General features: G+C 44.4%; 26 protein-coding genes. 13 read left to right on the top strand and 13 right to left on the bottom strand.

Annotated features, from left to right (window positions below):
- Nucleotides 1-71: 71 nt before the first annotated feature.
- The gene (rlmF, locus tag R7093_RS19000; RefSeq protein ID WP_206969993.1) at nt 72-1,199 is read right to left on the bottom strand and encodes a 23S rRNA (adenine(1618)-N(6))-methyltransferase RlmF; all 1,128 of its coding nucleotides are present in this window, start codon (nt 1,197-1,199) and stop codon (nt 72-74) included.
- A complete protein-coding gene (locus R7093_RS18995; protein WP_138939949.1) occupies nt 1,186-1,701 on the bottom strand; it encodes a M48 family metallopeptidase in 516 nt (171 codons plus the stop codon). The genes rlmF and R7093_RS18995 overlap by 14 nt, the downstream gene beginning before the upstream one ends.
- 138 nt (nt 1,702-1,839) lie before the next feature.
- On the opposite strand from R7093_RS18995, the gene R7093_RS18990 reads away from it, so the two are divergent.
- On the top strand, nt 1,840-2,070 hold the full coding sequence (locus R7093_RS18990) for a glutaredoxin family protein (protein ID WP_005377871.1): 231 nt from the start codon (nt 1,840-1,842) through the stop codon (nt 2,068-2,070).
- Between the two features lie 27 nt (nt 2,071-2,097).
- Here R7093_RS18990 and R7093_RS18985 read toward each other — a convergent pair whose 3' ends face one another.
- A complete protein-coding gene (locus R7093_RS18985; protein ID WP_182016179.1) occupies nt 2,098-2,967 on the bottom strand; it encodes a LysR family transcriptional regulator in 870 nt (289 codons plus the stop codon).
- 106 nt (nt 2,968-3,073) lie between these two features.
- Between R7093_RS18985 and R7093_RS18980 the strand changes: the two genes are divergently transcribed.
- From R7093_RS18980 to R7093_RS18970, 3 genes are all read left to right on the top strand, one after another.
- Entirely contained in the window at nt 3,074-4,297 is a 1,224-nt protein-coding gene (locus R7093_RS18980; RefSeq protein WP_213911011.1) for an MFS transporter, read from the top strand.
- Between the two features lie 88 nt (nt 4,298-4,385).
- Nucleotides 4,386-4,958 (top strand): DUF1415 domain-containing protein, encoded by a 573-nt coding sequence (locus R7093_RS18975; RefSeq protein ID WP_206969989.1) that lies wholly within the window; start codon nt 4,386-4,388, stop codon nt 4,956-4,958.
- Nucleotides 4,959-5,068: 110 nt separating this feature from the next.
- Nucleotides 5,069-5,644: a nucleoside triphosphate pyrophosphohydrolase family protein gene (locus R7093_RS18970; RefSeq protein ID WP_005377875.1), complete on the top strand. Its 576-nt coding sequence runs from the start codon at nt 5,069-5,071 to the stop codon at nt 5,642-5,644.
- A 68-nt stretch (nt 5,645-5,712) separates the two neighbouring features.
- Here R7093_RS18970 and btuD read toward each other — a convergent pair whose 3' ends face one another.
- The 8 genes from btuD to cobT form a co-directional block, all read right to left on the bottom strand.
- Nucleotides 5,713-6,480, bottom strand: coding sequence for a vitamin B12 ABC transporter ATP-binding protein BtuD (gene btuD, locus R7093_RS18965; RefSeq protein WP_017820884.1), 768 nt, complete (start codon nt 6,478-6,480; stop codon nt 5,713-5,715).
- A complete protein-coding gene (gene btuC, locus R7093_RS18960; RefSeq protein ID WP_053306934.1) occupies nt 6,467-7,462 on the bottom strand; it encodes a vitamin B12 ABC transporter permease BtuC in 996 nt (331 codons plus the stop codon). The genes btuD and btuC overlap by 14 nt, the downstream gene beginning before the upstream one ends.
- An 82-nt stretch (nt 7,463-7,544) precedes the next feature.
- Nucleotides 7,545-8,573, bottom strand: coding sequence for a succinylglutamate desuccinylase (locus R7093_RS18955; RefSeq protein WP_047100701.1), 1,029 nt, complete (start codon nt 8,571-8,573; stop codon nt 7,545-7,547).
- Between the two features lie 274 nt (nt 8,574-8,847).
- The gene (locus R7093_RS18950) at nt 8,848-10,644 is read right to left on the bottom strand and encodes a M3 family oligoendopeptidase (protein ID WP_047100702.1); all 1,797 of its coding nucleotides are present in this window, start codon (nt 10,642-10,644) and stop codon (nt 8,848-8,850) included.
- Between the two features lie 128 nt (nt 10,645-10,772).
- Entirely contained in the window at nt 10,773-11,387 is a 615-nt protein-coding gene (gene cobC, locus R7093_RS18945; RefSeq protein WP_017820880.1) for an alpha-ribazole phosphatase, read from the bottom strand.
- Between the two features lie 11 nt (nt 11,388-11,398).
- Nucleotides 11,399-11,932, bottom strand: a complete 534-nt coding sequence (cobU, locus tag R7093_RS18940; protein ID WP_047100703.1) for a bifunctional adenosylcobinamide kinase/adenosylcobinamide-phosphate guanylyltransferase — start codon at nt 11,930-11,932, stop codon at nt 11,399-11,401.
- On the bottom strand, nt 11,929-12,735 hold the full coding sequence (locus R7093_RS18935; RefSeq protein WP_047100704.1) for an adenosylcobinamide-GDP ribazoletransferase: 807 nt from the start codon (nt 12,733-12,735) through the stop codon (nt 11,929-11,931). The genes cobU and R7093_RS18935 overlap by 4 nt, the downstream gene beginning before the upstream one ends.
- A complete protein-coding gene (cobT, locus tag R7093_RS18930; RefSeq protein WP_047100705.1) occupies nt 12,735-13,778 on the bottom strand; it encodes a nicotinate-nucleotide--dimethylbenzimidazole phosphoribosyltransferase in 1,044 nt (347 codons plus the stop codon). The genes R7093_RS18935 and cobT overlap by 1 nt, the downstream gene beginning before the upstream one ends.
- A gap of 248 nt (nt 13,779-14,026) precedes the next feature.
- Between cobT and R7093_RS18925 the strand changes: the two genes are divergently transcribed.
- From R7093_RS18925 to purT, 7 genes are all read left to right on the top strand, one after another.
- Entirely contained in the window at nt 14,027-14,716 is a 690-nt protein-coding gene (locus R7093_RS18925; protein WP_047100706.1) for an NAD(P)H-binding protein, read from the top strand.
- Nucleotides 14,717-14,916: 200 nt separating this feature from the next.
- Nucleotides 14,917-16,290 carry an L-cystine transporter gene (locus R7093_RS18920; RefSeq protein ID WP_047100707.1) on the top strand — a complete coding sequence of 458 codons (1,374 nt, stop codon included), beginning with the start codon at nt 14,917-14,919 and terminating at the stop codon, nt 16,288-16,290.
- Nucleotides 16,291-16,446: 156 nt separating this feature from the next.
- Nucleotides 16,447-17,868, top strand: a complete 1,422-nt coding sequence (gene sbcB / locus R7093_RS18915; protein WP_047100708.1) for an exodeoxyribonuclease I — start codon at nt 16,447-16,449, stop codon at nt 17,866-17,868.
- Nucleotides 17,869-17,923: 55 nt separating this feature from the next.
- Nucleotides 17,924-18,298: a CidA/LrgA family protein gene (locus R7093_RS18910; protein ID WP_005397786.1), complete on the top strand. Its 375-nt coding sequence runs from the start codon at nt 17,924-17,926 to the stop codon at nt 18,296-18,298.
- 1 nt (nt 18,299) lies between these two features.
- Nucleotides 18,300-18,977, top strand: a complete 678-nt coding sequence (locus R7093_RS18905) for an LrgB family protein (protein WP_005377888.1) — start codon at nt 18,300-18,302, stop codon at nt 18,975-18,977.
- Between the two features lie 430 nt (nt 18,978-19,407).
- Nucleotides 19,408-20,295: a cytidine deaminase gene (cdd, locus tag R7093_RS18900; RefSeq protein WP_005377892.1), complete on the top strand. Its 888-nt coding sequence runs from the start codon at nt 19,408-19,410 to the stop codon at nt 20,293-20,295.
- A 143-nt stretch (nt 20,296-20,438) separates the two neighbouring features.
- Nucleotides 20,439-21,614 (top strand): formate-dependent phosphoribosylglycinamide formyltransferase, encoded by a 1,176-nt coding sequence (purT, locus tag R7093_RS18895; protein ID WP_047100709.1) that lies wholly within the window; start codon nt 20,439-20,441, stop codon nt 21,612-21,614.
- A 72-nt stretch (nt 21,615-21,686) separates the two neighbouring features.
- Here the strand turns inward: purT and R7093_RS18890 are convergent, their stop codons facing one another.
- Nucleotides 21,687-22,337, bottom strand: coding sequence for a thiopurine S-methyltransferase (locus tag R7093_RS18890; RefSeq protein ID WP_021707633.1), 651 nt, complete (start codon nt 22,335-22,337; stop codon nt 21,687-21,689).
- Between the two features lie 315 nt (nt 22,338-22,652).
- Between R7093_RS18890 and R7093_RS18885 the strand changes: the two genes are divergently transcribed.
- Nucleotides 22,653-23,432, top strand: a complete 780-nt coding sequence (locus R7093_RS18885) for a phosphoribosylglycinamide formyltransferase (RefSeq protein ID WP_017821825.1) — start codon at nt 22,653-22,655, stop codon at nt 23,430-23,432.
- A 122-nt stretch (nt 23,433-23,554) separates the two neighbouring features.
- On the opposite strand, the gene ihfA is transcribed toward R7093_RS18885, so the two are convergent.
- Nucleotides 23,555-23,851: an integration host factor subunit alpha gene (gene ihfA, locus R7093_RS18880; RefSeq protein WP_005377899.1), complete on the bottom strand. Its 297-nt coding sequence runs from the start codon at nt 23,849-23,851 to the stop codon at nt 23,555-23,557.
- 534 nt (nt 23,852-24,385) lie between these two features.
- Between ihfA and R7093_RS18875 the strand changes: the two genes are divergently transcribed.
- Nucleotides 24,386-25,267 (top strand): AEC family transporter, encoded by an 882-nt coding sequence (locus R7093_RS18875; protein ID WP_005377901.1) that lies wholly within the window; start codon nt 24,386-24,388, stop codon nt 25,265-25,267.
- Nucleotides 25,268-25,439 lie beyond the last annotated feature (172 nt).

Genomic DNA, 25,439 nt, shown 5'->3' with positions numbered 1-25,439 from the left:
ATCTCCCAAAATAGAAGCCCACTGATATCAGCGGGCTTTCTACTTTATTGTTCAGTGTGAAACGGTCAACGTTACTTTAGTTCAATCCATGCTTTGCGCTGTTGCTTATCCATGTATGACCAAGCTACAAAGCGGCTCACTTTCTGCCCTTGACTCATTTCAACCACACGAATGGCCTTCACACCCAATTTTTCAAGCTGCTTGCGCATCGGGCGAACGTTGTCTTTTTTGGATATAAGTGTCGTAAACCACAAGACCTGTGCGGCAAAAGCTTGGCTTTCATTCGCCATTTTTCGGATAAACGCCGCTTCTCCGCCTTCACACCACAATTCAGCGTTTTGACCGCCAAAATTCAACGCAGGCTTACTTGTCTTTACTTGTGCGGTTTGAGGTTTTAGCCCTTTCTTACGCTGGTTTGCTTTTAGATTATCGATTTTACGCTGGCTGCCCATAGCGGCATCTTCCGCCGAACGGTGGAATGGCGGATTACATGTCGTCACATCATAACGATCATTCGGTTGAATGATACCTCGATAAATATTGGCATCATTGTGTTGCTGTATTAGTGCAATTTTTCCCGTCAAAACACGATTGTGCTCTACGATCGTTTGAGCCGATTGGATGGATTTTGGATCGACATCGCTGCCCGTATAGTGCCAACCGTATTTTGTTACACCAACAATCGGATAAATACAGTTTGCTCCCACGCCAATGTCCAACGCTTTCACTTTTTGGTGCGTGTACTGACCTTTTACTTCACCATCAAGTAGCTCTGCCACTCGGTGAATGTAATCAGCGCGGCCCGGAATCGGTGGGCAAAGGTAGGTGTCGGGAATGTCCCAGAACTTGATACCATAATACGCAGCAAGCAATGCTTTATTGAGCATTTTAACAGCGTTAGGATCAGAGAAGTTTATGGAGTCTTCCCCTTTCGGATTTTTGATAACGAATGGCTTTAACTGTGGTTCACTTTCCACGAGTTTTTTAAAATCGTAACGACCTCGATGAACATTACGCTCATGCAAACCATTCTTCGCTATTTTTATGAACTCGACTTCGCTCTTTCCTGCAGGCTGCGGAGATTTGCGCGCAACTTTGTCTTTAACACGCTTCGGCTTGGCTTTATTCGCGTCTGTATTCTGAGCCGCCTTTGAAGCCTTTGGCTTTGCTTGCTTCGCGTTGTGATTATTGTTCTTCATTCAAATTCGCTTTTAAATCGAGGTAAATCATAAACAAACGAGCATCAAATTCGAGTTGGTGATACTCAGGCTCCATGTAGCAACATAGCTGATAGAACGCCTTGTCGTGGTTTTTCTCACGAGTATGCGCCAACTCATGTACCACCAGCATTCTTAATAGTGGCTCGGGCGCATCCTTAAATACATTGGCAATGCGAATCTCGTTTTTCGACTTCAGCTTACCGCCATGGTTTCTACTGATAACACTGTGCAAACCAAGCGCATTGTTTACCGCATGAATTTTCTTATCGTAGACAACTTTACTGATTGGCGCGGCTTTCTTCATGTAGCGGTTTTTGATTGCCATGGCGTACTCATAGAGCGCCCTTTCGCTTTTGATTTGGTGCCTATCGGGATAACGCTTTTCGAACCAAGGAACAAACTTGCCACTCGTTATCAATGAGCTCACCTGCTCTACGATGTTTTGTGGGTAGCCTTGAATGTATCGAAGTGACGGATGCATAGAGTTAACGTCTGTTATGACAAAATAAAGGCGCTCAATATACCTGAGATAAAGGACAGTTTCACCTTAGCTTTCGCCTTTCATTTATGACGAAAGGCCGTTAAACTTCGCCTCCCAATGATAATGGAGAGAAATTCAATGAAACGTGTCGTCCTTTACGTCAAAGACAAATGCCCTCACTGCAAAGATGCTCAACGTTATCTGGATTCGAAAAATATTAACTATCGTTTGTGCAATGCTAAGATGCAACGCGGTCGCAAAGAACTTGATGCGCTTGGTGCTCGTTCAGTGCCAGTTTTAAAAATTGGTGATCGGGTAATGATTGGCTGGAACCCAAAGAACTTCGAGAAGATGTACAAAGGCGACTAGTGCTCGGACGATGAATCTGCGCTGCGTTTAAACGTAGCGCTTGATAAAGTCGATAAACGTTCGATCTGCTATTGATAAGTACCCCTGCTTGCGCCAAGCAAGTGCCAGATCCAGCGTCACTGGTGGTTCAAACGGCACGCCAACAACGCCTGACTCATGTTGGGTCACCAATTCCAGTAACGCGGTAATCGCAAACTCTTGTTTCACAATACTCAAAATCAAAGGCAGTAAGTTGGTCTCGAATGATGACTTCATGGTAAACCCATGCTCCTCACTCACCTGATCCAAAAATTCGCGGTGAAAATAGCCATGCTGAAACATAACCAAATCGTGTTCAAAGAACTCATCAAAAGTAAGAGCGTGTCGCTGGGCTAACTCATGCTCAGGTGAAACAACTGCGACCATTTGGCTAGTAAACAAATGGTCAGTTTCTAGGTCATCAGGCACATTATCACAACTGATCACACCGATATCGAGTTGACCATTGAGCAGCATACGACGAATCGATTGAGTCCCAGCTTCGACCAAGGTCAATTTTAACTCCGGGAATTGGCTTTTAAACGCCATCACAATTCGTGGAAAGAAATAACTGCCCATCATTGATGGCGTTCCGAGTCGTACTTCTCCTTTCGCTAAGCCTTTCAACTCATCAATCGCGAGCTGCGCGTCGTGCAACTGTTGAATCACCCGCTTGGCATGTATAAGTAGCGTTTCGCCCTCTTTCGTTAAGCTGATTTTTTTATCATCACGGCGAAATAGGGTAACGCCCAAAGACTGCTCAAACTTTTTGATAGAAATGCTTAATGCGGGCTGGGCAATATGCAGGGCTTTCGCCGCATGGGTAATGTTTCCATGTTCAGCGACCGCCAGAAAATGTTTAAGTTGTTTCGATTCCATTAGATCAAAAATATATGGTGTCCATATTTTTAATATATTTTTTTAATTTACAACGAACTGATAGATTGATCACAGTCTCTCCATTTGCTCACATTAGGCAGGATTCATGGTCAGTTTTGGCACACCGGAATACAAACGCATTACGCTCTCGCTAGCGCTTGGTTCCTTCTTGGTTTTTTCAAATTTATACCTACTACAGCCAATGCTGCCCACTTTTGCCCAAATTTTCACGATCTCAGAAACGCAAGTGAACTGGTTATTTGCGGCCTCAACACTCGCTCTCTCTTTTAGCCTCGTTCCGATGGCTGTGTTGTCAGAATCAGTGGGACGAAAGCCAATCATGATGGCTGGTCTGTTTTCGATTCCTACCCTTTCCGCTTTGATGCTATTTGGTGACTCATTTCTGTTTTTGGTGGTATGTCGAGCACTGATCGGTGTCGCGCTCGCCGCTTTTGCTGCGGTCGCCGTGGCTTACATGGCAGAAGAGCTCGACAAGCACGCTTTCTCGATGGCAATTGGAACGTACATTGCGGCTAACTCATTAGGCGGTATTGCAGGACGTATTAGCGGCGGCTTATTGGCGGACAATTTCAATGTTGATGTTGCCATTGAAGTTATGATGGTGTTCACTCTTCTTGGTGTCATTGGCGTTCACTATTTATTGCCAACACAGCGCAACTTCACCCCGTCATCAAGCAGCTTGCGCCATCAAAATCGTGCGCTTATTGGTCATTTTAAAAACCAACGCGTGTGGTTCGCGATGCTGATAGGAGGACTCAACTTTGCTTTGTTCGTCAACCTTTACTCCGTAATGGGGTTCCGTCTGGTGAGTGAACCTCACAATGTGCCCGTCGGGTTGGCCTCACTGATCTTTATTTGTTACTTGGGAGGAACTTTCTCCTCTCGTTGCGCAGGCCACTGGAGTAAACGTTATTCATCAATCCTAGGTATGTTCTTAGGCGCGATAGTGAGCATGACGGGGATGTGGATTGCGGCGGTTGAAAGCTTGACTGCAATGCTATTTGGGTTGTTGCTGATAAGTTTTGGTGCCTTCTTTACTCATACCCTCGCCTACGGTTGGGTCGGTCAGAATGCCACTCGCGCCAAAGCCACCGCGACTGCGCTCTACTTAGTACACTACTATGTAGGCGGTAGTTTGGGAGGATTCTTACTTCTTTATTGTTGGCAACATGGTGGTTGGTCGAGTGTTCTTATGGGGGGAAGCGCAGTCTACCTAGCAATGTTTGCTGCAATTGCGTATTTGAAACACATTGCCGAAAGAAAGCACACTGACCAAACACCTGACGCGGCGAGTTTAAAGAGTAGCTAAGGTACGCTCATTTACGTAATACCTCTCTGGTTACTTGGATAACCAACTCTGTTATGCTTGCGCTACTTTAATAAAACCAGAAAGTCGTATGTCAACGCGTTCAACACAAAACACAGATATCGAAGCGATCACTCAACAGGTCAACCAATGGCTCAACGATGTGGTAATCGGGCTCAACCTTTGTCCGTTTGCTGCCAAGCCGCAACGTAATAAACAAATCAAAATCTTTGTTAGTGAAGCGACTCAAGAAGAAACGCTTCTTGAAGATATTTTATTGCAACTGATTGAGCTGAGTAACACAGAGCCCGAACAACTTGAGACCACGTTGGTTGTGGTTCCCAACATGCTACAAGATTTCTGGGACTACAACTTTTGCATAGATTGGGTTGAAGGATTAATTAAGCAGCAAAACTGGGAAGGTATTTTCCAAGTAGCGACTTTCCATCCTGATTACTGTTTTGGTGGCGCAAGGCCTGAAGACGACGAAAACCTGACCAATCGTTCTCCTTACCCAATCTTCCATTTGATTCGCGAAGAGAGTATGGAAAAGGTACTAAAACACTATCCTGATCCTGAATCCATTCCCGATACGAACATCGCTCGTGTTTCCGCCCTTTCAGAGGAAGAACGTAAAAAGCTGTTCCCTTACCTATTTCGTTAAGCACCACTATTCCCCAAAGGCAGATTTATCACCAGTTAGATGCAATGCCCTTGGGGTTCAAAGTGCGGTTTGGTATCATTGCCGCTTCAATCGATTCAATGGAAATTAGAATGCAACTGTCAAAGCTAACCCAAGAGATTTTTGATCACTTATACCGTGATATCACCGAGTTCCGTAGTACGTTCGACTTACCAGTCGCAGACGCTGCAAGCCTTGATACGCAAGCAGACACACTACACACCTCTTTGGCGATCGAAGAGCTAACAGAGCTAGCAGAAGCAGATTGTAAAACTGAGCAAGCAGATGCCATCGTAGACAGCGTGTATGTATTAATGGGCCGTCTCGTTCATCTTGGCCACAGCAAAGTAGAAGACAACCTGGCGATCAGCTACTTAATCGATCTTCTATTAAACGTTGCAGTAAACCGTGGTATTGAATTTATTCCTTGCTGGGATGAAGTGCACTCAAGCAACATGAGCAAAGTATGCCGTAACGAGCAAGAGTACTCAGAAACAGAGGCATTCTACGCGGAACAAGGCATCAAGTTGATGGCGGTGCAGAAAGGTGAATACATCATCGCGAAATGCGCCGAAGATTTCGTATCGGAAGGTAAAACCATTCGCAAAGGCAAAGTACTCAAATCTGTTTACTACCGCCCAGCAGATCTAAAACCGTTAACTCAATAAGCGTTGAGTTTGGCTATCTCGATTAAAAAAACGACCTCAAGTAGGTCGTTTTTTATTGTCCCTAAATACTAATCAAAGATTAAATAAGGTTGCTCATCTACAATGACCTTTTTGACTTGAGTATTGAACACTTCCCCGAGAGCTTCTTCCGTTAGCACAGTATCGGCACTTCCTGATGAGTGCAGCACACCGTTGTTAAGCAGCAATACTTTATCTGCGTGCTTTAATGTGCGATTGAGATCGTGATTAGCAACCAATACTCCAATTCCCTGCGCCGCCATAGCGTTAATCAATTGATAGAGCAGACCCTCTTGCGCAATATCTAACGGTGCTGCTGGCTCATCCAAAATTAAAAACTGCGAAAAAGGATTAATGGTACGCCACACCTGCAAACATACACCTGCTAATCGGACACGCTGCCACTCACCACCGGATAATGTTTGAATACTGCGATGAAGCTTATCTTGCAGTTGTACCAGCTCCACCACCATATTGACAGCATCACGCACTTTGATATCCGCAATCTCAGCGCCACTAGGCAGAGATAGTGCTAGATACTGAAACACATCAACATTAAACGCTGGGCGCGATTGCTGACACAAATAACCTCGAACATGAGCTTGCTCTGACAACGGTAAAGTAAGCAAGTTTTTGTTGCCAACGTACACTTCACCACTCATACCGTCTCGGTGACTTAACGTACCAGAAATCGCAGCCAATAAAGTACTCTTACCGGAACCATTAGGCCCAACGATATGTACGATTTCGCCAGCTTTGCATTCAAAAGAAAGAGGCAATAATCGACTACCAACCGACATATGTTTAACGTGCATCATGACTCTTCACCAGCATCCAGATGAAAATAGGTGCGCCAATCGATGTTGTCATGACACCTAAAGGTAACTCTGCGGAGTCCAATAACAGTCTTGCGCCGATGTCAGCAAATACAAGCAACGCAGCACCAGATATTGCAGAAAGTGGCAATAAATAACGGTTTTCCGTACCAAAAGCCAAACGCAACAAGTGCGGCACCACCAAACCAACAAAACTGATGATGCCACCCAAAGCGACTGAACTACCCACCAAAACAGAAATGGCGAGGATCAATTTCCAACGCATTTGATGCACATCGACACCCAATTGGGTCGCATGAATCTCACCCAGCATCAATTTATCAAGCGACTTGCCTTTACAACATAACCAGGTAAGCACCGGTAACATCACCAAAGTAACGGTATGTTGATACCAACTTGCACCGCCAATACTGCCCATTAACCAATACATCAGTTGGCGTAAACTGAGATCATCACTAAAGTAAAATGCCCAGGTCACAATCGCGCTCGATAAAATACCCAATGCGACCCCAACCAAAAGCAATCGAGCCGTCGTCAGGTGCATTGCCCTTGCTATCGCCACCAAAACAAACGTGAATACCATCGAGCCTGCAATCGCTGCCAACATAAAAACAATCGGGGTAGGAAGAACAGGTGACGCGAACATGATTAAGACCATTGCTAAGCTTGCACCACCAGATATACCGAGTACGCCGGGTTCAGCCAACACGTTCCCAAGCAACACTTGTAACGTCGCGCCAGATACCGCTAACGCAGCACCAATAATTGCCGCAGACACTAACCTCGGTAAACGCAAGTCCACCAATAACTTCTGTTCAAATGCAGATAAGGATTGAAAAGGAGAAAGGAAAATTTCTCCGACCATCAAGTGAATGGCAGAGAGTACAGCGAGCACGATCGACATAACCATCAGGTTACGTTGCCAGCGTCGTTCCTTGTTCAGGATAAGTTGTTGAAAATCCATAGCGGCCGATAAAAACAAACGAGGCTTAACCTTACAGTTAAGCCTCGGTAAATTGCAATTAACTTCTCAAAGCAATGTTGGATTAATCGTAAACCAACTCACCCTCTTCAAAACGGGTTTTCACTTCACAAACCATCAGAGCTGCACGTTGACCTATTGCGACGTGGCGGTTCGGGAAGACAATCGCTTCGTTTTCATTCTTCGCCATTAATGGTTTGTCGCCATCATGACCAAACACTTCGCCGTGAACAAATGAGGTGAAGTTTTCAACATTGTCGTCGAACATAAAGTCAAAGTCTTCGTTCAAACGAACGATTGTGCGACTTACGCGATACTTAATGCATGGTTTTGGTAGGTGTTCTGGCTTCGTTTCCGCAATCAAATTACGTAAAGACAAATCAAACGCGGTCAGTTTATCGAGGTCATTTTCACCGATACGAGCCACACGGCCAAGCTCCATTGTGAGAGCCTGCGCACCAAAGTTCTCGGCACTGTACCAGCTAAACGTGCTCGATGGTGAGTTTGACAGGAGCACTGCTTCAATGTGTGCACTGTCCAAGAAATCGATCAATGCTTTGCTGCGCACAGGATGACGAGTCTTAGGACTTACTGCAAACGTATAGTGCTTCGAGCCTCTAATCGCGCAGTGTAAATCAAGGTGCCAGCGTGTTGTCGGGTCGGTATCCTGATAAAAATCTCGAACAAGTAGCTTAAGCGTATCGGCGATAACAAGCTCTTTTGTCTGTTTGTGTTCTTTTTCGTCAAACAAACGGTTGAGGTTTTCTTCAAGGAATCGCGTGTGCGCCAGAGTGGACTCTGGGTGAGCGATAATGAACAGACAACGGGTATCGACCGTCTGGAACCCAGATTCTATGTCTTGAATAATGGAATCCACCAGCTCCATCGGTGCGGTTTCATCTCCGTGAACCCCACAAGAGATGATGATGTTCTTCGTATCCTGAGTATAATTCGCAGGGATTACTTCTAATACACCACGCTGATAGAGTTTAAGTTTTACACCGTTAGAAAGCACCTGCTCCGCTGGTGCAACATCAATATGAACATCTAACGTGTCAGTTAAAAACGATTGGCGAAAGAGATACTTCGTCATGCGTTACTCCTTAATAGCACGGCGGATATGTTAATAAATTGTACAAAGGATTTTTGTTGCTGCGATCTCACTTATGAGTAGAAATCACTATTTCCCTCGAAAATCCGATGCCTTTTCGCGCCAGGCACTCAAATCAAGCATTGAGGCGTTTAATTTTCAAACAATTACAAAGTGTTAGGGCTGTGAACTTTACCACAGCCCTGATTAAGATCATTATGATTTGATCAAATTTTTGTAGCTATAAAGCAGATTATGCATCAACACTGCGAAAAACTTAGCCGCGCTGTGCGAGCAAACGCTCAAACTCATCGACTTTTTCACGCACTAGCTCAACACTCTGCTGCCAAAACGTTGGCTGGGTTAAATCCATCGACAGATGCTTTTCGACGACATCTTCCGCCATCATGCAGCCTGTATCGCGCAGCAAATTGATGTAATCGGTGTAAAACGCTTCGCCTTTGGTTTCTCGCTGTGCATAGATACCCTTGCTAAACAAGAAACCAAATAGGTATGGGTAGTTATAAAAGCTCACGCTATCAATAGAAAAGTGCAGCTTGCTTGCCCAGAAGTACGGATCCGGTTCGCTCATTACGTCGCCATACCATTCTTTCCAAGTTTCTGACATCAACTCACAGAATTCATCTGCGGTTAACTCTCCATCCTGGCGGCGTTCATAAAACGATTTTTCAAACTCGTAGCGAACCGGAATGTTGATCATTAAAGCTAGCGCAGATGACAACTCTTCCCACAACATCTCGAGCTTTTCATCAACGCTCTCAGCTTTCGAAATCAAATGATCACGAACGATGTTTTCTGCAAAGATAGAGGCGGTTTCTGCTAACGTCATTGGGTAGTAAGTTTGGCAAAGTGGCAAATCACGAATAACCCAGTTATGGAACGCATGGCCAAGTTCATGTGCCAGAGTCATAAGGTCTGAACGGCTGCCACTCCAAGTCATAAACACAAGTGGTGTTCGCGTTGCTGGCAGTTTGGTGCAGTATGCGCCAAGACGCTTGTTAGCATTTGGCGCGGCATCAATCCAACCATTTTGTACCATCAAACGGACAAACTCCGACATCTCAGGGTTTACTGTTTCAAATGCTTCACAAATAACATCAATCGCTTCATCAAAATCGTAAACCTTCGCTTCACCGCTCAAAGCAGGCATAGCCGCCAGATGATTCCAAAGTTTCATCTCATCCAGACCATGTACTTGCGCCATCAATAAACCTGCTTTCTGACCAATAGCTCGACTGTCTTTGGCTACGGTCATCATCGCATTTAAAGTTTCAGCTTGGATTCGGCTACCATGCAAACTCGGCTCTAGGAAGTGAACTTCACGCTTCGTAGAACGCTTTTTGTTTTCAGTTAAGCGCCATCCTGCTAACGCATTCAAAATCGCAGCGAATGATTCTTGATGCGTTTGCATTGCATCTTGTACGCCTCGCCACGCGGCTTCTTGACGCTCGAATTCAGAACCATAAAGAATGCTTGCCGCTTGAGAAAACCCAAGCTCTTCACTCTTACCATCTACATACTTAAGCTTCACTTTCAATGAGCCAGTCAGGTTATCGTATAGGTTACCCCAAGCCGATTTGCCATCCACACTCATCGCAGCCAGTAACTGTTCTTCTGCGTTGCTAAGACGAGTATCCGCCAACTTTCTAGAATTCAAGATAGAAAAAGCTTGCCCACTGATATCAGGATTCTCATGGTCTAACACGCGCAAGATAAACTCTTCGTCGGCATGAGTTAATGTCAAATCAAAGGGACTGAACGCTTGGGAAAGCTCCGAAAAGATGCGGGTCATTTTACCAAGTAACGATTTCGCTTCGGCGTTTGTTGCATCAACAGAAGCATAACAACTCGCAAAATTTGCAACTGTACCCGCTAAACGACTCGCGGCTTCATTGGTTAAAATCGCATTTTGCATGATCTCTACGTTGCCACAATCTGCTGATTGTTTATTCAAAAGATCAATACATTGTTCCACAAGAGCAATATCGTCTTGAATTCGTGGGTCAGAAAGGTCGTTATAAACGATGGACAAATCCCAACTCGGCGTTGTCATTTCTATATTTCCTTTTTATGTAACTGAGTCAATTTTCGCTTCCTGCACCTAGCAGATGGGCTTCCACTGACATCTTCCGTGACTATGCCCGTAAGCAATATCGTTCTGGGCATTTTAATATTTATAAATTAACGAGTTAAAAGAGGTACGCCAATCGAACGCACCGAGGCGTAAATTTGCTCATCTATGGTAATTGTTACATGCGTGACAGAAGCGTTTCCTATCGACAACGTCGAATACCACTTTGGGTTACGCCAATCTAACTCCAATACATGAGCAAGAATCATACGAATGACGCCACCATGCGTGACGATAAGTAGATTGTCATTGATATCGTTGATGATTTGAGACCAAACGCGACATATGCGCTCAGAAAATGTGCTTAAGCTCTCAGCATTCGGCAACGTATGTTGTGCTGGCGATTGCCAAAAAGCATCTAGCTTTTTCCACTGCTCAGTGAGCATATCAAAAGGCATACCATCAAAATCACCAAATGCCATCTCTTGTAAAGACTCATCCGTCATTACTGGTAATAATTGCTGTTCAGCAATGATGTTTGCCAGTTCTTGACAGCGTGAAAGCGGAGAAGAAATTATTCCACCCACACCTCGTCCACTCTCGGCCCAAGCCCGAGCAATACTCTCTTGATCAGCAGGCGTAACTTTTACATCTGTTTGGCCATGGAGTCCTGGTGGAGCGTCTACTTTTCCATGACGCACAAGATAGATATTGAGTGTTTTCATTTTGTTCCATCCTACTCTTTAAGAACCAACGGCAAACCAGCAGCAACAAAGGTAACGCGATGGCAAACACTGGCTAGTTTTTGATTCATCCGTCCTGCATTATCCACAAAATAACGACTAACCGCCCCCAAAGGCACAATGCCCATTCCAACCTCGTTAGAGACGAATATTAACGTCGCATCTGAGCCACGTACCATCTTTATAAGCTTTTCAATTTCTGCTTCTAGCTTCTCATTGGAACATTCATCACCTAACTCAAATATCCAATTGTTGAGCCACAAGGTTAAACAGTCGACCAATACAACATCGGTGGTAGCGAAATTTGTCAGTAACTCAGATAAATGAAGGGGGCATTCATGCTCTTGCCACTCGCCCCCGCGTTGCTTTTGATGATGCGCTATTCGCTCTCGCATTTCTTGGTCAAATGGCAGCGCGGTTGCAACATAGTGTAATGATCGATGAGAAGCGACCGATAAGTGCTTAGCTGTTTTTTCTGCCAAATGCGACTTCCCAGAGCGCGCGCCACCGAGTATCAATTGCTTCATGAGGAGTGATACAACCCAATCATAGTGAGATAAATAAGCAGTTCCGACAACTGTTGCGCTGCGCCAAGGCAATCCCCCGTAAAGCCGCCAATTCTCTTGGTTAACCAACGTTTGAACATCAAACGAAATACCACGAGAACAAGCGATATCAAGATCGCATCCGCGAAACCAAGCACAAGCAATGTTACGCCACCAGTAAACAACAAAATGGAGACTTCTAGAGAAGACTGGCGACTTGCTAGCGGTTTACTTTTCGACGTATCACTGTCACTGACATAAGGCATGTCATAAATAAGCGTCGCTGCTAGTGCTCGGCTTGCGGTGTAAGCGACGACAATGACCAACCAAAAGTGCGGCAAGTTAGCCAGTTCACTCCAAAAAACATACTTAGCCAATAACGCCATAATGAGAGTGGCGGCACCATAAGTGCCAATACGACTGTCTTTCATAATAGAGAGGCGTCGCTCTACGGTCATGCCACCGCCAATGCCATCCGCCATATCGGTCAAGCCGTCTTCGTGAAAAGCCCCAGTTAACAATAAGCTAAACACCATCGTTAATACTATGGCAACCGACTCTGGAAAAAAAATTGAGGTGAGCGAGAATACCAAAGCGCAAAGTGCTCCAAGCACGAGACCAACTAACGCAAAGTAACGGCCTGCCTGATTCATGCGTTCTTCACTGTAAGGCAACGCTTGGGGCACGGGTAAGCGGCTAAAAAAACTGGTAGCTAATAGAAATAACTCCCACTGGTATCTTAACGATGACGACGTGACTTTCTCAGAATTATCAGGGACTGACACTAAACTGTAACTCCTGCACTCTCAAAGCTCGCCATTTTGTTGTAAAACTGGGCGGCAGCTTTTAACAAGAGTAAGGCAAGAGCGGCTCCTGTTCCCTCCCCTAGCCGTAAACCAAGGTCGAGCAGAGGTTCGGCTTTAAGATGTTCCAATACAAATTTATGTCCATTTTCTTCAGAGCGATGGGCAAACAACATGTATTCACGCGTTTCTTCGTCTAACAACGTCGCAATATAAGCCGCTACCGATACGATAAACCCATCCACTAAAACTGGAGTTTTAAGCCGCTTGGCTTCTAAAAAAGCGCCCACCATTTGTACGATTTCAAAGCCCCCAACCTGTGCGAGAATCGCTTTGGTATCAAGACCTCGACATCGGTTTACCCCCTGTGCTACCAGTTTATATTTGCGGCTCAACTGCTGTTGATTGATTCCGGTGCCAACGCCAACACAATAATCAATATCTAATGAGCTCAGCGCCGATAACAGTGCTGAGGCCGAACTGGTATTACCGATGCCCATCTCGCCGAACATTAAGAGGTTTGAACCATGCAAAATGGTATGCTCAGCAATCTTCGCACCATATTCTAAACCTAACGCCACTTGTTCTGGGGACATCGCTGATTGTTTAGAAAAATTAGCCGTACCGTTACCCAACCGTTGTTCAACCAAGTTGGGATGGGATTTAAATTCTGGAACCAGCACATCAATAGGAGCCAACATGCCGCAATCTATTACTTTGAGTTGAATGCCATTAATGTCGCAAAAACAGTTGATGGCTGCGCCGCCAGCGAGAAAGTTAGCCACCATTTGCTGAGTGACTTCGCTTGGCGCAATGCTCACGCCCTCCTCTGCAACGCCGTGATCTCCAGCAAATACCAGCATGCTTGGTTTGCAGATAGCGATGGAATCAACTGGCTGAGGTTTATTCTGACTTTGAATAAGAGCTAACTGCAGTGCCACCTTTTCCAATAAGCCTAAAGAACCGACGGGTTTGGTTTTGTTATCTATGCGTGCTTGTATCTCCGCAGCAAAAGAGTCATCCATTTTTTACGTTCCTTTGATGTTGTCTGGGTGAGAGGTGTTCTGTTGTTCAAGAGGTCTTGTTCAGCGACAGTTTTTGCGCGCCCACTATTGTATACACTTGCATCCAATTGGGGCAGCGCTAATCAAGTTTATCTCAGGATAGTCTGCCGAGTTCGCAGAGCGTCTCACCTTTCTTGCACGAGATTATAAGTAACTCGTTGAAATCCGCTACAATAGCTTAGACTATGTTCCCATATAGGAGAAAAGATATGGATAACAACACCTGCGCAATCATCGCCGGTGCAACTGGCTTAGTAGGCTCAAAAGTCATTGCAAACCTCATAAATCAATCAGGTGTTGGAACCCTATATTATCTTTCTCGCCGCCCACTCGATGGCGTCCTAGATGTGGAAAACAAGCTTATTCCTCTCATTGATGCAGACCTTTCTATCCACCAATGGGATGAGAACCAACCAACACCAACCATCGGCTTTATCTGTTTAGGCACGACCCTTAAGCAAGCAGGCAGTAAGGATAATTTGCGTAGAGTAGATGTTGATCTGGTGTGTAAAGTCGCCCAGCAGATGAAAACAATCGGAGTTAAACGCCTTGCGGTTGTTTCTAGCCTCGGTGCAAATAGTAAATCGCCATCCCATTACTTAGCTTGTAAAGGACAAATGGAACAACGAATCGAAGCTATGGATTTTGAGGAAATCGTATTTGTTCGCCCAGGCCCGCTTGTTGGTCAACGTCAAAGCCCAAGAATGGACGAGAAGTTAGTACAAACTCTGTTTAAGGTAATTCGCCCATTCATGCTTGGCAAACTGTCCAACTTTTTACCGATTCGAGCAGAAGATGTCGCCAAAGCGATGATTTATCAACTTTTCAGTTATCAAGAAGACTCGGTGGTTTACTTACAAAGGAAAGAAATGCGTGACTTACTGCATCACTACGAATAACCATTTTGTACAATTAACGTGCTAATTCACGCTCTCACGCGACTTAGATCTCGTTTTTATATTCATTTTAGATCTAGCTAATACCCGTTTGTCATTTTTAAAGTTATATCACGAGCGTTATCTTACGCTCCATAAATACATCCGTATAAAACCCCGTATAAAAAACAACCGCCACTTCGGTTGGTTGATAAGGTCAAATTATGAATTTTGCAGTGATAGCCTCTCTAGCCGTCTTTGTTGGCATATTGTTCTTTCTATTTAGTCAGCAACAAAAGAAACATACTCTTTCACGTCTCGTTTTGATCGGTCTTGTTACCGGTTCTCTTTTTGGTCTTGCTTTGCAACTCATTCACGGTGAAGGCAACAGCGCAATTGCTCAAACACTTGAATGGGTAGGCATTGTAGGCAGTGGCTACGTTGGTCTACTGAAAATGGTCATCATGCCACTAGTATTGGTATCGATGATCTCTGCAGTTGTTAAATTGGAGAAAGGTGGATCTTTAGGTAAAATTTCTGGCCTGACCATCTCTGTTCTTCTAGTAACGACTGCAATTGCTGCACTTATCGGTATCTTGGTGACAACAACATTTGGCCTTTCAGCAGAAGGGTTAACTGAAGGTGCGCGTGAAACCGCTCGTATCGCCGTTCTAGAAAGCCGTGCCGGTACAGTAAGTGACCTAACTATTCCTCAAATGCTAGTTAGTTTCATTCCAACCAACCCATTTGCTGATCTAACAGGTGCTCGCTCGACATCGATTATCGCTGTAGTGATTTTCGGCGTGTTAACTGGTATCGCCGCTCGTAAAGTGATGATGGAAAAAGCAGAGTTGGAATCACCGATTCGTACTTTCGTAGAAGCTGCTCAATCTATCGTTATGCGATTAGTGAAGATGATCATGGCCCTAACGCCATACGGCATCGCAGCACTGATGGCAAAAGTGGTAGCGACATCAAGCGCAGGCGACATCCTAAACCTACTTGGCTTTATTGTGGCGTCTTATGTTGCTATCGCACTGATGTTTGTTGTTCACGGCGTATTAGTCTCTTTTGTCGGCGTTAGCCCTGCGGAATACTTTAAGAAAATCTGGCCTGTACTGACCTTCGCGTTTACATCTCGTAGCTCAGCAGCAACAATTCCACTAAACGTAGAAGCGCAAATCACGAAGCTTAACGTACCACCAGCGATTGCAAACCTATCAGCATCGTTTGGTGCCACTATCGGCCAAAACGGCTGTGCGGGTATCTATCCTGCAATGCTTGCAGTGATGGTAGCTCCAACAATGGGTATCAACCCACTTGATCTACACTTTATCCTGTCATTGATTGCGATTATCACCATCAGTTCATTTGGTATTGCAGGTGTTGGCGGCGGTGCAACGTTTGCAGCCTTGATTGTTCTTCCTGCAATGGGCTTACCTGTGACCATCGCGGCGCTACTTATCTCTATTGAACCATTGATTGACATGGCACGTACCGCACTAAACGTTTCAGGCTCAATGACTGCGGGTACAATTGCTAGCCGAGTGCTGAAGTCACCAGAAAGTGAAGCAACATTGGAAGAAACACGAGCATAGAACTCAAATTCCTTCCAAAGCGATAAACGTAAAATATCAAGCCGATGGTTCGCCATCGGCTTTTTTCATTTTCAAAAATTCAACTTGCATCTTTCGTTGCTAGTCAAGGCGTTGAATGGTCTAATACTGTCATCGGTTTTGTAAACGGTAAGCAGAATGCACCAAGATAATCAGCCCACTTTTTTCTTCTTTGATTATGAGACATGGGGAACCAACCCCGCGAAAGATCGCCCAAGCCAGTTTGCTGGTGTTCGTACAGATGAAAACTTTAATATCATCGGCGAGCCTTTAGTCATGTACTGTCAACCACCAGCTGATTATCTTCCGTCTCCTGAAGCTGCGCTTATTACTGGTATTACTCCGCAAAAAACGGTTCAAGAAGGCCTTTCTGAGCCAGAGTTTATCGCTAAGATTCACGCTGAACTCGCGAGACCAAATACCACCAGTTTAGGCTACAACAGCATTCGCTTTGATGACGAAGTGACCCGTTATACTTGTTATCGCAACTTTATCGATCCATACGCATGGAGTTGGCAAAACGGTAACTCGCGTTGGGATTTACTCGATGTACTACGCGCGTGCCATGCCCTTCGCCCAGAAGGCGTAGAATGGCCAGAAAACGAAGATGGCTTCACTAGCTTTAAATTAGAACACTTGTCTGTGGCTAACGGCATAGAACATAGTAACGCGCACGATGCCATGGCAGATGTGATTGCGACTATCGAAATGGCAAAGAAAGTAAAAGCAGCGCAACCAAAATTGTTTGATTACTTTTTTTCTATGCGCCAAAAGCGCAAGCTCAATGATTTAGTCGACATCGTCAACATGACACCGTTGATGCACGTTTCAGGCATGCTAGGGCGCGAATGCCAGTACACTAGCTGGATTGTGCCTGTTGCTTGGCATCCAACCAATAATAACGCCGTTATCACCATCGATTTAGCGAAAGACCCTCAACCTATTCTTGAGCTATCCGCAGAAGAGCTGCACGAAAGACTCTACACTAAGCGCGAAGATCTTGGTGAATTGCTACCAGTGCCAGTTAAACTAGTTCATTTGAACAAATGCCCTATTCTCGCCCCTGCAAAAACGTTAACGGCTGAAAATGCGGAGTCTATTGGCATTGATCGCCAGCAATGTCTCGCTAATCTCGCTTTGTTGCGCCAACATCCTGAAATTAGAGAAAAGCTGATTAGCCTCTTTTCAGTCGAGCGTAAATTCGATAAAAGTGATGACGTCGATACACAGCTTTACGACGGGTTCTTTTCTCCGGCTGATCGCGCAGCTATGGATATCATTCGAGAAACCGACCCGAATAATCTTGCTGCATTAGACATTGAATTTGATGACAAGCGCATTAAACCTCTATTGTTCCGCTATCGTGCGCGTAACTTCCCAGGCACATTAGACGAGCAAGAACAAAGACGCTGGGCACTACACTGTCGAGAAGTGTTTGAAAGCCAAATTGAAGAGTACATGCTGAATTTAGAAAACTTAGTTCACGAACATGAAAGTGACGAAAAGAAGATTGCGATATTAAAATCCGTGTACTGTTATGTAGAGAGCTTAGCTTCCTAACTCCTCCTAATACAAGCGCACCTTATGGTGTGCTTGTTGTTTATATACTGTCAAAATGATTAAAGAACGATTCTTACAACTGATCCAACTGCTCATTTCAATCTTCCTCATCATGGGAGCACTTGGCATCGGAATTACCATTCAAAAGTTCACTGGCGTTTCCGTTCCAGGAAGTGTCATCGGTATGCTCGTACTGTTTTTCTCCATGACTCTTGGGCTTGTAAAAGTCGACTGGGTCAAACCGGGCGCCACGCTATTTATCCGCTATATGATCTTATTGTTCGTTCCTATTAGCGTCGGATTAATGCAACATTTCGATATGCTACTCGCTAATGCCCTCCCTATCATTGCTAGCGCAGTTGGAGGCTCACTCATTGTACTAGTCAGCCTCGCTTGGCTGCTGGACTACTTGCTAAAGGAGAAGCACTGATATGTGGTTAGTTGTTACCATTGCGGTTTTTCTTGTCGCGCGCCAAATTGCAATCAAAGTGAATAATCCTCTAGCAAATCCTTTGCTGATCAGTATTGCAGTGCTCATTCCTTTGCTTACTTACTTAAATGTACCGTTTGAAACGTATTATGCGGATAACGAAGGGATCAGTTTTTTACTTCAACCAGCCGTAGTTGCTCTGGCTTACCCGTTATATGAACAACTACCACAAATTAAAGCAAACTGGCGAATCATCACTTTTGCTTGCACAGTAGGCAGTGTGATGTCGATGATGACAACCACCTTGATCGCAGTCGCTTTCAAAGCGGATATCAGTTTAATCGCAAGTCTAGTGGGTAAATCCGTCACTACGCCAATAGCAATGGAAATTTCGAGTCACCTCGGTGGTGAAGCTGCCGTTGCGGCGATCTTGGTTCTGATTGTCGGTTTATTGGGCGCAATTTTGGCATACCCAATTTACAATTTGATTGGAATTAAACACCCGATTGCACGTGGTCTGACAATGGGTACAGTCTCTCATGCCTTAGGCACCGCTACTTGTGCAGAGAAACAACCCATAGATGCCGCGTTCTCATCACTCGCATTGGTTTTATGTGGGATCATAACTTCTATTTTGGCTCCAAGTTTTTTTGCTTTGGCGGTCTGGCTATATCAATAGTTAAGCGCTCTCGGTCTGCCCTCCTTCCGGCAGGCCGTAGCCTTTCCGCTTCTTCCTTACCCTTTTCAAAACCCTATCTTATCTATCAACCTCACCCAGTAATATCGTGAAGGGACTTGACTGAGATATACATTCATAGCATTAGCATTCTAGCTGCTACCACTCGCTCTAGATTACGTAAGTATAAAGTAGCATAGCGGTAAAAGTCGCGTTGGTAACATACTCCTGCTCCTTGGTCATATGAATATATACTGATATGGTTAATTGTGAGACGGAGATAACGCTTCACACCTGTGCAATCGAATACATGTGTGAGCTCACTCTAATTATGTAACAGAATTATCAATTGCATTATTTATCGTGATCTAACGCACGGAACATTTCTATCTTTCACATAGAATAACTGTCCATGCAATAACAAGGATTCAACATGAAAAGTCGCATTGAACAGGCGCTAGCAGGCGCTCCAGAAGCACTTTCCAAACAACTTGCTCCTATCATCCAAGCTGATGATTTTGATGCTACGCTTTCAGTTCAACAATTTGAGCAGTTGCTTTCAGCTACCGGTCTATCAGACAAAGAGCTTCGTGTTGCGCTACTTCCTTTTGCCGCAGCGTACTCCTATGCTCCCCTTTCTGACTTTTATGTCGGCGCTATCGTTCGTGGTCTTTCAGGTCGCCTTTACTTCGGTGCCAACATGGAATTCTTTGGTGTACAGTTGGGTCAAACGGTTCACGCAGAGCAGTCTGCGATTAGCCATGCTTGGATGAAAGGCGAACGTGGTGTTAAGGATATCACTATCAACTTCAGCCCATGTGGTCACTGCCGCCAGTTCATGAATGAGTTATCTACCGCAAACGAGCTTAAAATCCAGCTCCCAGAACGCGAAGAAAAGTCACTTCATGAATACCTGCCTGAAGCCTTTGGACCAAACGATCTCGGTATCGAGTCCGGCTTAATGGCAGAAGTTAAACACCAATTCTCATGTGATGATGAAGACGCACTCATCCAAAGTGCAGTTGAAGCGATGAACATGAGCCACTCTCCATACACCAACAACTTGAGTGGTTTAGCATTAGAGATGACTAGCGGCCGTGTATTCCAAGGCGCTTATGCAGAAAATGCAGCGTTTAATCCTAGCTTGCCACCGCTACAAGTTGCGCTAATCCAAGTTTTACTTGCGGGTGAAACCTTTGACAGCATCAAAGCCGCTGCATTGGTAGAAAACTCTGAAGGTAAGATCAGTCACTTAGCCGATACGCAATCAACGTTGGAAGCGTTGAATCCAGATATTCCGCTTAGTTTTGTCAACGTATAAACGACAAATTCAACAAAAAGCTCTACAACATGTAGAGCTTTTTTATTACCTAAAAACCAAAAGCAAACGTTTGCTTTGTCATAAAACTTCAGTATGATCTCCTGCAATTTCTGTCTCATCACTCTATTTTGTAAGGGAACACTATGTTTGGCACTGCAACTAGCGCAAATGCTACCCGTATATTACTTTTAGGCTCTGGCGAACTCGGTAAAGAAGTCGCCATTGAATGCCAGAGACTTGGTTTAGAAGTGATTGCTTGTGATCGCTATGCCAATGCTCCAGCGATGCAAGTCGCTCACCGTAGTTATGTTATCGACATGTTAGATGGGAACGCCTTAGAAGAAGTTATTACGAAGGAACAACCTACTTACGTCGTACCAGAAATTGAAGCCATCGCAACCGGCAAACTGGTAGAGCTTGAAGAAAAAGGACTGAATGTTGTTCCAACCGCTAAGGCAACCAGGCTAACAATGAATCGTGAAGGTATCCGACGTTTGGCAGCAGAAGAACTGGAATTGACGACTTCACCTTATCGTTTTGCAGATAACTTTGAAGACTTCAAAGCCGCGGTTGAACATGTGGGTATTCCGTGCGTGGTGAAGCCAGTGATGAGCTCTTCCGGTAAAGGGCAAAGTGTTATCAAGACCGAAGACGACGTTACAAAAGCATGGGATTACGCTCAGGAAGGCGGACGTACGGGTGCAGGTCGCGTTATCGTGGAAGGTTTTATCGACTTCGATTACGAAATCACTTTATTGACCATCAGAGCCGTTGACGGTGTGCATTTCTGTGCTCCAATTGGTCATCGTCAGGAAGATGGCGACTACCGCGAATCATGGCAACCGCAAGCTATGTCAGAAAACGCAGTAAAAGCAGCTGAATACACGGCTGAGAAAGTGGTAAACGCGCTCGGTGGCTACGGCATCTTTGGTGTAGAGCTGTTTGTCAAAGGCGATAAAGTCATTTTCAATGAGGTCTCTCCTCGCCCTCACGATACGGGTATGGTTACAATGATTTCGCAGGAAATGTCTGAGTTTGCTCTCCACGTGCGCGCGTTTACCGGAATGCCAATTAATAATATTGTGCAATATGGCCCATCTGCGTCTGCTGTTATTCTTGGACAAGGGACTTCCACAAACATTCGCTTTGAAAACCTAAGCAAAGCTTTAGCTCAACCTCAAACACAAGTTCGTCTATTCGGTAAGCCAGAAATCGATGGTCGCCGCCGTTTAGGTGTTGTCCTTACGCGACGAAAAACCACCGAAGAAGCCGTTCAAGATGCTGTTGAAAGTGCTTCAAAAGTGAATATCATTTATTAAATACGAACCACTCATACAAAAATAGCGCAGCTCAAATTGCTGCGCTATTTCGTGTTCCAAACCGAAGAGAGCCTATTCACTCTCGATTAAGTACACTTCTTCAGAGAAGCGACTTAAGCCTTTTTTCGCAATTTTAGGATGATTCTCGTCAGCTTCATCTACGTTCAAACAAGTAACTTTGTAACCTGAAAATAACTGCTCTATCTCTTCGACCGGCACGCTAAATGGAGGCCCCGCCATCTCTTCTTGAGGATAGTTGAGTGTGACAAGCAAAATACGACCGCCTGGGTTCAGCAGTTGCTTGAGACGCTCTACATACTCCTCTCGCATATCTTGCGGTAAAGCAACCAACGCGGCGCGATCATAAATGATATCGGCTTGAGATACTGGTGCAGTGAAAAAGTCCCCAGTATAAATAGAGAGCTCATCAAATTGATAAAGCTCGTGCATGCCATTAAGAGGCGTTACCGTTGGCGTGTAAAAATGTTCAGCAAAAAAGGCACGCACAGCAATATGGCTTAGCTCAACACCTTCAACCGAATCATGCTTCATCGCTAGCCAAATCAAGTCTTCTGACTTTCCACATAAAGGAACTAACACTTTATCTTCACGCTTTGGATTAGTGTGTTTCCAATATACTGGTAATAGCGGGTTTACATCTTCCAAGTGAAATCCGATTTGATTGCTGGCCCATTTGTTATGCCAAAATTCTTGGTCTCTCATTTTACTTTCTACTTGTCGGCTGTTTTCATTTTGAGAGGTAAGACTAACGTTTTTTTTCAATTTGTCTATGCCGTTCATCTTTGGTTAATACTGCGGTGATAGGATGTAATCGGTCTCATAGGAGACGCGCCTTTATCTGATAATCAGAATAAAGAAAAGAGAAATGGTGATCTAACGCACGATTCTACTTCAAGATAAAACTGAAACCTTGGAATCTTTCGTAATGGCCCCATTTATAAGTTAGTACCTGATTTGCCGAACTTAGCGACCTTTATGTTCCCTATTTTCTAAGTACAAGCAAGTTAAGGAGAGTGAATGAGCTTATTTCTTCGTACTACAGCATTGATGCTTTTGGTACTTAGCCGTGCACCGGCATTTGCCGCACTTCCAATTACCCCTGCACCTAGTGGCGAACAAAATCGTTCAACCAGCCAAAACGAAGTTTGTTCGAAACTTTTTAAACACAGCCTTAGCGGTTTATACGGCATTCAGTCAATCGACACCACGCCAACTCAGCCATATTCTGACTTCGACATTCTTTACAGCAAAGCACACCAAGCACAATTTGAACTTGAAACTATCTGTAAAAGTACCGCACTTCTTAATGACGCTCAGCCATACTTCGCAGGTGTAAAATCCAAACAACGAGCAGAAGAAAAGATAGCTTTAGAATTAGGTGGGAAAGTTGAACGTATTACTGACCTAGCACGTGCAACGATTGTAGCTGAAGACGTCGCCAGCTTAGTCTCCATTTATGAAACGTTAGAGCGTGAAACAACGATTGTGAAAGTAAAAAATCGATTCAAAAAACCTGGCCCTTCAGGATATAGAGACTTGAACTTGCTCGTTCGTTTACCAAAAACAAACCTAGTAGCCGAAGTTCAACTGCACTTGAAAGCAATCGCAGATGTAAAAAGCGGTCCCGAACACGACCTATACGAAAAAATCCAGAAACTAGAACGTCAAGCGATGTTGGAAAAACGTGAGCTAAGCGAAATAGAGCTTGCTTCTATTCGCAACATGCGTACACAGTCTAAGAACTTGTACCAACAAGCATGGCAACCATACTTAACAACGCATCTAGAAGCGGCGTAACCGATATCATTAGGCGTCTCTCATAAACAGAAAAACCACCGCATTGCGGTGGTTTTCATTTGTATGCACACGAATTTTACGCAAAAAAAAGACCACGCCTTAGCGTGATCCATTTATTCGGCTTACTGTACTTTCTTCAGGTTTTCTACACGAGCTTTTAACTTCTGACCCGGGCGAAAAGTCACTACACGTCGAGCAGTAATTGGAATATCTTCACCAGTTTTCGGGTTACGACCAGGTCGTTCATTCTTGTCACGAAGATCAAAGTTACCAAAACCTGACAGTTTTACCTGTTCGCCACTTTCCAGTGCCTTACGAATCTCTTCAAAGAACACTTCCACCGTTTCCTTGGCGTCCCGCTTACTAAATCCTAATTTATCAAACAGGTTTTCTGCCAGTTCGGCTTTTGTGAGCGCCATAAAACTTTCCTCAAAGCTATGTTAAACAATGCTACGTTAGTGTAGCGCCAGAGCAGTTTTACCCTACCAATTCAACAACATATCGGGGTTACATCAGGAAGTGTATGACAAGCTTATGATTTTCGCCAACTTTTTTCTTGGCGAACAAAAGGAATAGCACTACGTAAATTATTGTTAAACGCCAGGAATTTGATATTTTTGTTTTTGTTTCATCTTTATCAGGAAAAACATCCAGATTATAAAACTAAAAGTAGTTTAAATATCAACATTAAACACTATTTAATAAAAATATCAGATATTGGTTATTTAACAGACACTTGACATAGAACTTGTCGTAAATTCAGTGATTTGTATGTAACTCGATACGTAACAATTAGATTAAAAGGTATGACCACCTGTACTTTGCAACTGTGCTTAGAAAGCTTGATTAAACCCACGCTTCTCGCTGTTTAACGATGACGCCATATATAAAGATTGATAATGTGGAAGTTCGTGTATTTCCTCATTAGCTTCTTACACTGCTTCTAGGCGACCATGATTAATCAAATCATAAATATTCTTTTCCCTGTTTTTGCTCTTGTCGGAGTTGGCTATTTGGTCGGTCGTTACATCAAGCCTGACTTTCGCCCAATAAACCGCATTAATATTGAGGTATTTACGCCAGCACTGGTATTTTCGTCACTCGTTAGCATGCCGCTCGATTCAAATCAGGGGCCGCTTCTTTTGGCGGCAATTGTCGCGGTTTTAATTCCCGCACTACTCATGATCCCGGTATGTCGATGGACGTCACTCTCGTTTAAAACCTGGGCGCCACCACATATGTTTCGCAATAGCGGAAATCTAGCTATTCCTTTGTTTACCTATACGTTTGGAGAAATTGCGCTGTCGTCAGCAGTGCTTTTATTTGTCGTGTCAGCATGCTTGCATATCAGCTTAGGCGTAATGCTGCTTAGTCATGGCAACCCTTTTAAGCAAATAGTCAAGATGCCAATCTTTTTAGCAGCGTCGCTGGCTCTGTTTCTCAACGTGTCAAATGTGGGTGCATGGGCGCCTTTATACGAAGCCACGGCTCTACTTGGGCAAGCGGCCGTACCCGTGATGCTTTTATCTCTGGGGGCACAAATGTGTCATTTAAGGTTGGACGGTTTAAAGATTGGTGTGTTGTGTACCGTGCAGTCACTGGCAACTGGTGCTGTCGCTTTTGCACTTATTTATTGGTTAATTCCCCTTCCAACGATGCAATTGCAAATGATGGTGCTCTTCACAATGCTGCCGCCAGCCGTCATGAATTACCTATTTGCGGAAAGGCTGAATATAGAACCCATGAAAGTGGCGTCAATGGTACTATTTGGCAACTTTTTCAGCATTCTTACGCTACCTCTTCTGCTTAGCTATACCCTCTCACTCGCTGCCTAACCGCCAACAAGCTATCGTTAGCGTGTATTAGCTGAAAAACAATACGTTCCTAATCTCGGGTAAGGGCCATCCCTAGTTTGGTCTAGTATTTTAAAGTAATGAGGGATGGTGCGAGCAGTAAGGAACTTGAACAACGATAAGGTAATCCTAAAAATAAAAAACCCTGCCAAAC

It is taken from the genome of Vibrio sp. 1580 (assembly GCF_033340055.1).
Note: the sequence above shows the minus strand (reverse complement) of the source record. Positions and strands in the feature narration are given on the sequence as shown.